The sequence below is a fragment of the Streptomyces racemochromogenes genome (assembly GCF_044129415.1).
Lineage (GTDB): Bacteria > Actinomycetota > Actinomycetes > Streptomycetales > Streptomycetaceae > Streptomyces > Streptomyces racemochromogenes_A.
Genome location: NZ_JBBDHD010000205.1, coordinates 1 through 8,201 on the forward strand (window position 1 = coordinate 1; position 8,201 = coordinate 8,201).

Below are 8,201 nucleotides of genomic sequence, written 5' to 3' on the forward strand. Positions count from 1 at the left end.
GGTGGCCCGCGCGGGCTCCTTGGCGTCCTCGCCGCCGTCCTCTCCGTCCGCCCTGGCCGCCGCGGCGGCCGCGGCCCCCGCACCGCCCGCGGCGACGACCCCGCCGGCCACCACGCCGGCCGCCTTCGCCGCGTACCCGGCGGCGAACCACCCGATGACCGCGACCGGCAGCAGCGCGGGGATCCCCGCGTTCACGTCCTTCAGCTCCCCGGCGGCCAGCCGGCACTTGGCGCACTCCTCCAGGTGCCCCCGCAGCCCCCGCTCCGCCCGCATCCGCAGCCCGCCCCGGGCGTACGCGCCCAGCCGGTCCGCGTACCGGGCGCAGTCCCCGCCCGCACTGAGCGCGGAACTCACGTGCGCCTGGAGGTAGGCCTGCTTGAGGCCCTCCCGGGCCCGGCTGGCCAGTACCGCCGTCGCGTTGGCGCTCAGCCCGAACAGCGGGGCGATCGCGCTCGGCGAGGAATCCTCGACCGTGGTGTGCCACAGCACGGCCTGCCACCGCTCCGGCAGGCTCCGGAAGGCCTGCATCGCGAGGGAGCGCTCGGCCTCGCGCATCGCCCGGACGTCCGCGCCGAGTTCCAGGGTGTCGTCCCCGGACAGCGCGCCCAGTGCCCCGCCGCTCTCCGCGCCCGCGGCCGCCTGCTCGGCGAACACCGCGAAGTCCTCGACCAGATGCTCCCGCCGGGTCGTCCTGGCCCAGGCCGCCGCGACCCGCCGTACGGTGGTGAGCAGGTAGGCCCGCACCGACTGGTCCGGCCCCGCACCGCCCCGTACCGCCTGGAGCGTCCGCGTGAACACCTCGGCGGTCAGGTCGTCGGCGGTGTGGGCGTCCCGGCAGCAGGTCCGCGCGTAGCGCCGTACGGCTTCGGCGTGCCGGCGGAACAACTCCTCGTACGCCCCGTCGTCACCCCCGCGCATCCGGGCGACCAGGTCCGCGTCGGACGGCGGCAGCTCGCCGCCCCCCGGCCCCGGTGCGGCATGGCGCCGGCGCCCGGGCCTGCGCTGGGCCGGGACCTGACGGTCGGGCAGGCTGCCCGCCGAGACCTCGCCACTCGCGCCACCGACGCCACCGGGAGACTCGTCCCGCCCGTCCACGCTCATCGCGGAAGCCCCCGCACGACACACTCAGACCGGTCCACCGATCCAGCGTGTCACACGGCACGGGTGCCCCGGCCCGCCTTCCCCACCGTCCACCCGTCCGGGGAAGCCCCGGCGAACCGCCGGACCGCTCCTCACCCCTTCGAGTGACCGGCCCTGCCCGCCGCCCGGTTGACCCCCCCCGCCGCCCGGCCCGGCCCGGCCGGCCCCCACCCCTGCGGGGACCGGCCGGACCGTCGGTACGGACGAACGGACACGCGACCGGACGTGCGACCGGACGTGCGAGCGGGCGCGGCTCACGCCGTACGGGAACGCAGGCCCTCCAGCAGGATGTCCAGCAGCCGGGCCGAAGCGGCGGCCTGCTGCGCGGGGTCCGGCAGCGCGGGCGCGGCGGTCGCGATCACCAGCAGCACATCGGCCACCGTGACATCGGCCCGCAGCTCCCCGGCCTCCCGCGCCCGGTCCACCAGCCGGCCGACGACCTCCAGCAGCGCACCCGCTCCCGCGTCCTCCGCCGGCTCGTCCTCGGCCGGGGTCCGCGCGCCCACGACGCGCAGCTCCGGCACCCCGCCGGCGGCGGCCTGGCGCTGGTGCGGAACGCGCGCGGCGCCCTCGCCCCCGGCGGCCTCGTCCTCGGCCGCGTCGACCCGCAGCACCTGGGGCGGCAGCAGCCGCCCCGCGCCCGAGGCCACGGAGGTGCGCAGGAAGCGCGAGAGCGCCTGCCACGGCTCCTCCTCCTGGCCCAGCGCGGACTTCGCCTGCTCCGTCAGCCGGGCGGTCTCCTCCTCGGCTATGCGCCGGACCAGGACGTCCTTGCTGGGGAACCGCCGGTAGACGGTGCCGACGCCGACACGCGCGCGGCGCGCCACGTCCTCCATCGGAGCCCCGTAGCCCAGCTCGCCGAAGACCTCGCGCGCGGCGCGCAGGACGTGTTCGAGGTTGCGCTGCGCATCGACGCGCAGCGGCGTCGAACGGCCCGTGCCGTGGGTGGTCGTGCCCGCGATCACGCGGCCGCCGCTCTCTGCGGACAGAGCGGTGGCAGAACCATGGAAATCGGAAATATGCATATGTATCCCCCGGTAATCATCTGTCTCCCCCCGGAGACACTCCCCGCCTTCGCGTCGAGGGGGGCCACGGTCATGAGGGCCCTGGTCCTACTCCTCGACGAGATACGAACATAGTTGAGCCAGAGTCAATTCAGAAGAGGCAGCCCCCGACGGAGCACCGCCCGATCGGAGCATTCACCCCCACTTTTCCGCCACAAGCCCCCGGAATCACCCCCTCCGCCTGGCCTGACCTGCAGACTTTCCACCCCGCCCGGCTCCTCCCACAGCCCCGCCCCACCCTCCCCACCGGTCACACAATCGGCCGGGCCTGTGGACAAACTCCCGGCCACGATGCGTCATGGGATGGTGAAGGCTGCTAACTCGCGGGGCGACGCCCCCGGTACCCCGCCCCGCACGCGCATCCTCGTCATCGGCGGCGGATACGTCGGCATGTACACCGCCCTGGGCCTCCAGCGGAAACTCAGATCCGGCGAAGCCGAGGTCACCGTGGTCACGCCCGAGCCCTACATGACCTACCAGCCCTTCCTGCCGGAAGCCGCCGCCGGCGCCATCTCCCCGCGCCACGTCGTCATCCCCCTGCGCCGCGTCCTCCACCGCTGCCGCATCGTCATCGGCCAGGCCCAGCGCATCGACCACGCCAAACGGACCGCGACCGTCACCACCCTCGCCACCCCCGACGAGGGCACCGGCGACATGGAGATCGAGTACGACGAACTCGTCCTCGCCCCCGGCTCCGTCTCCCGCACCCTCCCCGTCCCCGGCCTCGCCGACTACGGCATCGGGTTCAAAACGGTGGAAGAGGCCATCGGCCTGCGCAACCACGTCATCGAACAGATGGACATCGCCTCCTCCACCCGCGACCCCGCCATCCGCGACGCCGCCCTCACCTTCGTCTTCGTCGGCGGCGGATTCGCCGGAGTCGAAGCACTCGGCGAACTGGAGGACATGGCCCGCTACGCGGCCCGGTACTACCACAACATCAAGGCCGAGGACATGAAATGGGTACTGGTCGAGGCCAGCGACCGGATCCTCCCCGAGGTCGGCCCCGAAATGGGCACCTACACCGTCCGTGAACTGCGCCGCCGCAACATCGACGTCCGCCTGGAGACCCGCCTCGAATCCTGCGAGAACCGCGTCGCCGTCCTCAGCGACGGCGCCCGCTTCCCCACCCGCACCGTCGTGTGGACCGCCGGCGTCAAACCCCACCCCCTCCTCGCCGCCACCGACCTCCCCAGGAACGAACGCGGCCGTCTGCGCTGCACCTCCTTCCTCACGGTCGAAGGAGTCGAACACGCCTGGGCCGCCGGCGACGCCGCGGCCGTCCCCGACATCACCGCCGAAACCCCCGGCAGCACCTGCGCCCCCAACGCCCAGCACGCCGTCCGCCAGGCCAAACAGCTCGCCGACAACCTCGTCGCCGCCCTCCGCGACCAGGCCCTGACCGAATACGCCCACAAATACGCGGGCTCCGTCGCCTCCCTCGGACTCCACAAGGGCGTCGCCCACGTCTACGGACGCAAGATCAAGGGCTACCCCGCCTGGTTCATGCACCGCACTTATCACCTCAGCCGCGTCCCCACCTTCAACCGCAAAATGCGCGTCCTCGCGGAATGGACCCTCGCCGGACTCTTCACCCGCGAGATCGTCTCCCTCGGATCCCTCGAACACCCCAGGGCAGAATTCGAACTCGCCGCCGGCGGAGGCCACGCACACCACCCCCCGCGCCCCGCCCCCAACCCCCCGGAAGACGGCAAGGGCTGACGTTGTCAGTGCGGTCCGCCACACTGGACGTGTGACCATAGGTGGGCTCACACCTGCACAGAGTGACGCCCCACGGAGTGACCAGCAGCAAGCGACCGACCACACGGGGCACCTCCCGGCACCACCGGGAGGAGACACCGCGACCACTTGCGACACCACGAGGCTTGAACGCAGTGAACTTCACGCGCTGGAGCGCCCGGTTTCCCGGAACGCAGCGCCGCGCCGCCGCCCGGAACGAGCACGCCGCAGCCCAGGCCAAAAGGGGTGAAGGCTCCGTCCCGGCAGCCCGCGGCGCCGCCGCCCACCCCGTCACGCCCTCCGAGGGCACCCCCGCCGAAGCCACCGTCTGCGGCACCGGCAGCGCCCCGCTCCCCGCCGTACCCTCCCTCGACGAGCTCTCCGTACGGGAGGTCCTCGGACTCCTCCCCGCCCTCGTCGCCCTCGTCCACGGCCCCGAGCACCGCGTCGCCTACGTCAACGACGCCTACACCGCCGGCTTCGGCCCCCGCACCACGGGCGCCCCCGCCCACCTCGCCCTCCCCGAACTCGGCGAGCTCGGCCTCCTCCCCCTCCTCGACCAGGTCCAGCGCAGCGGCAAACCCCGCACCGCCAAGAACCGCCAGGCCCCCGGCGGAGGCAGCTCCTACACCGTCACCTGCACCCCCGTGCAGTTCCCCAAAGCCGACGCCGACGGCCGCCCCGATCCCCACCACACCGGGATCCTCGTCCACCTCGCCGACGTCACCGACCACGCCGAAGCCGTCGACCGCCTCCGCGCCAGCGAACGCCGCCAGCGCGAAGCCGCCGTCACCCTCCAGCGCTCCCTGCTCCCCCAGGAACTCGAACAGCCCGACGACCTCCGCATCGCCGCCACCTACCAGCCCGGCGGCACCGAAGCCGCCGTCGGCGGCGACTGGTACGACGTCATCACCCTCGGCGCCGGCCGCACCGCCCTCGTCATCGGCGACGTCATGGGCCGCGGCGTGCGCGCCGCCGCCGTCATGGGCCAGCTGCGCACCGCCGTCCGCGCCTACGCGCGCCTCGACCTGCCCCCGCACGAGGTCCTCCAGCTCCTCGACGGGCTCGCCGCCGAGATCGACGCCAGCCAGATCGCCACCTGCGTCTACGCCGTCCACGACCCCAACGAAGGCCTCCTCGCCTACGCCTCCGCCGGCCACCTCCCCATCCTCGTCCGCGACGAGGACGGCACCGTACGCCGCGCCGCCGACCCCACCGGCCCCCCGCTCGGCACCGGCGGCTGGCTCCACACCTCCGGCACCATCGCCCTCGGCCCCGGCTCCACCGCCGTCCTCTACACCGACGGCCTCGTCGAACGCCGCGGCGAGGACATCGACGAAGGCGTCTCCGCCCTCGAACGCGCCCTCGCCGGAGCCCAGGGCACCCCCGCGATCATCTGCGACCGGCTCATGCGCGCCCTCGGCGTCGACGCCGACCACGACGACGACGTCGCCGTCATGGTCCTCCAGCAGCCCGCCCGCACCGGAGCCGACGCCGAGCTCTTCCACAACGCCGCCCTCGAACTCCTCGGCGGCGTCGAGGCCGCCCCCCGCGCCCGCGCCTTCGCCCAGGGCGTCCTCACCTCCTGGCGCTTCCCCGTCGAACTCAGCGACCTCGGCGTCCTCGCCGCCAGCGAACTCGTCGCGAACTCCCTCCAGCACGGCACCCCGCCCATGCGGCTGCGCCTGCGCCGCACCGACCGCCGCCTGATCGTCGAAGTCACCGACGGCGACGACCACCTCCCGCGCCGCCGCCGCGCCGAACCGGCCGACGAAACCGGCCGCGGCATCTCGATCGTCGCCACCATCGCCTCCGCCTGGGGCTCCCGCCGCACCCCCGGGGGCGGCAAGGCCGTCTGGTGCGAGTTCGCCCTGCCCGACAAATGACCCCGGACAAGGGGAGAGGCCCCGGTCCACAAGGACCGGGGCCTCTCCCCTTTCCACCTGCCTACGCGGCCACCCGTTCCACCGGCTGCTCCGCATCCCTGACAGCCACCGCCGGGCCCTGGGCCACCACACGGCCGCCCAGCAGCGACGGGTTGTCCTGCACCGGGCTCAGCTGCCTGCCGAGCCGCAGCGCCAGACCGGCGATCCCCAGCGAGACCAGCACGAAGATCGCGATGTACAGCATCGGCACCCCCGCGCCCAGCGGCACACCCAGCGGCCCCAGCGCCAGCGCCATCTGCTTGACCAGCGCGAACGCCGAGTTGTACTGCCCGACCGACCCCTCCGGAGCCAGATCCGCCACCAGCGGGGCCAGCGTCGGCGACAGCATCGCCTCACCGATCCCGAACAGCGCGTACGTGCCGATGAAAGCCGCCGCGGCCATCGCCGCGCTGCCGTGCCCCAGCCCCGAGAACCCGGCGATCAGCCACGCCACGCCCCAGATCAGCCCCACCAGCGCGATGACCCGCGACCGGCGGCGCTTCTCGACCAGCTTCAGCACCACGAACTGCGCCACGACGATGGCACCGGTGTTGGCGGCCAGCGCGAACCCGAGCGTGGAGGGGGAGATTCCCGCGGCCTCCGTACCGAAGGCCGCCAGACCCGACTCGAACTGTCCGTAGCAGGCGAAGAAGAGGACGAAGCCCAGCAGACACAGCTGCACCATGGCCTTGTGCCGCAGCAGCCGCTTCCAGCCTCCGCCCGCCGCCTGGGACGGGTCCTTGGGCAGCGCGTCCTTGATGCTCGGCGCCTGCGGCATCCGCACCGTGGCGATGACCCCCGCCAGCACCAGGAACATCACGGCCTCGATGCCGAACAGCAGGGTGAAGCTCCCGGGCCGGGTCACGTCCACGATCTGGCCGCCGGCGAGCCCGCCGATGCCCAGACCCAGGTTCTGCATGAAGAACTGCAGCGCGAACGCCCGCGTACGGGTGGACGGCGTCGAGCACCACACGATCATCGTGGCCAGCGCCGGCTGCATCACGGCCTGCCCGGCACCCAGCGCCAGGGCGGACAGCAGGATCGGCACGACGCCGGTGGAGAGCCCGAGGGCCAGCGCCCCCGCGGCCGCGGCCACGGCCGCACCCATGACGACCGGGACCGGACCACGCCGGTCGATGACCCGGCCGGTGAAGGGCAGTGCGAGGAGAGCACCCAGGGCGAACGCCACGAACGCACTCGTGGCGGCCATGGAACCCAGCCCCCGCACCTGCGCCACATAGATGTAGAGGAACGGAACCGTGAAGCCGATGCCGAACGCGGTCAGCGCGTTCCCGGCCTGGATCCGCCGCATCGCAGCGCCCATCACCTTGGTCACTTCTCACCTGCCCTGATAGCTAAAGCCTGAAGACTTCATACCTAAAGTTCGATGCTTAACTCTACACATCGAAGGAGTTAGACGCCAACGGGTTCGTGGGATACTTCGGCCATGCCTGACACCCCCGACGGCGCGACGCCGGTCCACGAGCCGAGCCTCGACGAGCAGATCGCCGTCTACCAGCGCGAGTTCCAGGACCTGGATCCCCAGGTGGAGAAGGTCGTGTCGGCCCTCAGCCGCCTGAACCGCCGCATGAACGTCGCGTACGGCCGCCAGACGGCCGCCCTCGGCATCAGCAACGCGGAGTGGGAGGTCCTCAAGGCCCTCGTCCTCTCGGGCGCCCCGTACCGGATGGGCCCGAGCGAGCTCGCGAAGCAGCTGGGCCTCACGCCGGCGGCGATGACGCACCGGATCGACCGGATGACGGCCGAAGGCCTGGTCACCCGGGAGCGCGACGAGTCCAACCGGGTCCGCGTGATCGTCGAGCTGACGGACGAGGGCCGGAGCAAGTGGCTGGACGCGATGCGCGCGGCCACGGTGTTCGAGGAGGACCTCCTCCAGGACCTCTCCACCGCGGAGCGCGGGGTCCTCGGGGACATGCTCACCCGGGTCCTGGACCGCGTGGAGGACCTCCAGTCCCGCTCCTGACCCGACCTCAGGGGGCCTGACGTCCCGAGTTGACAGGCCCCTCACTGATCCGTAAGGTTCTTCGAGTTGCCCCAGAGCCGGAAGGTTCCGAGGTCAACAACTCCGCCGCCTCGTTGCGGCAACCCACTCAGCGCGATCTCCCACCGGGAACAAATTCGGCATGCCCGAATCCATTTCCGAAGGCCCGATTATCGGTTGCCGGGAAAATCCGCTAGAGTTCAGGAGTCGGAAGGGCCCAACAGCCCGGAAGACAAACCCCGCTGACTGGGGGTCAGGCCCGAAAGGATCTGATAGAGTCGGAAACGAAGAAAGAACGAAAGCCCGGAGGAAAGCCCGAGAGGGTGAGTA

The 8,201-nt window shown here is 72.4% G+C and carries 6 protein-coding genes; 3 read left to right on the forward strand and 3 right to left on the reverse strand.

The features are described 5' to 3' along the window. Positions 1 to 1,101, reverse strand: a 1,101-nt coding sequence (locus tag WDV06_RS35130) for a sigma-70 family RNA polymerase sigma factor (protein WP_395513875.1), incomplete at its 3' end; no start/stop codon positions are given. Between the two features lie 293 nt (positions 1,102 to 1,394). After that, the gene (locus WDV06_RS35135) at positions 1,395 to 2,165 is read right to left on the reverse strand and encodes a TetR/AcrR family transcriptional regulator (protein ID WP_395513876.1); all 771 of its coding nucleotides are present in this window, start codon (positions 2,163 to 2,165) and stop codon (positions 1,395 to 1,397) included. A gap of 342 nt (positions 2,166 to 2,507) precedes the next feature. Between WDV06_RS35135 and WDV06_RS35140 the strand changes: the two genes are divergently transcribed. Together WDV06_RS35140 and WDV06_RS35145 are read left to right on the forward strand one after the other, a co-directional pair. Beyond that, positions 2,508 to 3,926 carry an NAD(P)/FAD-dependent oxidoreductase gene (locus WDV06_RS35140; protein WP_395513877.1) on the forward strand — a complete coding sequence of 473 codons (1,419 nt, stop codon included), beginning with the start codon at positions 2,508 to 2,510 and terminating at the stop codon, positions 3,924 to 3,926. A 173-nt stretch (positions 3,927 to 4,099) separates the two neighbouring features. Then, positions 4,100 to 5,830 carry an ATP-binding SpoIIE family protein phosphatase gene (locus WDV06_RS35145; protein ID WP_395513879.1) on the forward strand — a complete coding sequence of 577 codons (1,731 nt, stop codon included), beginning with the start codon at positions 4,100 to 4,102 and terminating at the stop codon, positions 5,828 to 5,830. Between the two features lie 61 nt (positions 5,831 to 5,891). Here WDV06_RS35145 and WDV06_RS35150 read toward each other — a convergent pair whose 3' ends face one another. Next, a complete protein-coding gene (locus WDV06_RS35150; protein ID WP_395513880.1) occupies positions 5,892 to 7,193 on the reverse strand; it encodes an MFS transporter in 1,302 nt (433 codons plus the stop codon). A 123-nt stretch (positions 7,194 to 7,316) separates the two neighbouring features. Between WDV06_RS35150 and WDV06_RS35155 the strand changes: the two genes are divergently transcribed. Further along, positions 7,317 to 7,853, forward strand: a complete 537-nt coding sequence (locus WDV06_RS35155) for a MarR family winged helix-turn-helix transcriptional regulator (RefSeq protein WP_395513878.1) — start codon at positions 7,317 to 7,319, stop codon at positions 7,851 to 7,853. Positions 7,854 to 8,201: the final 348 nt, after the last annotated feature.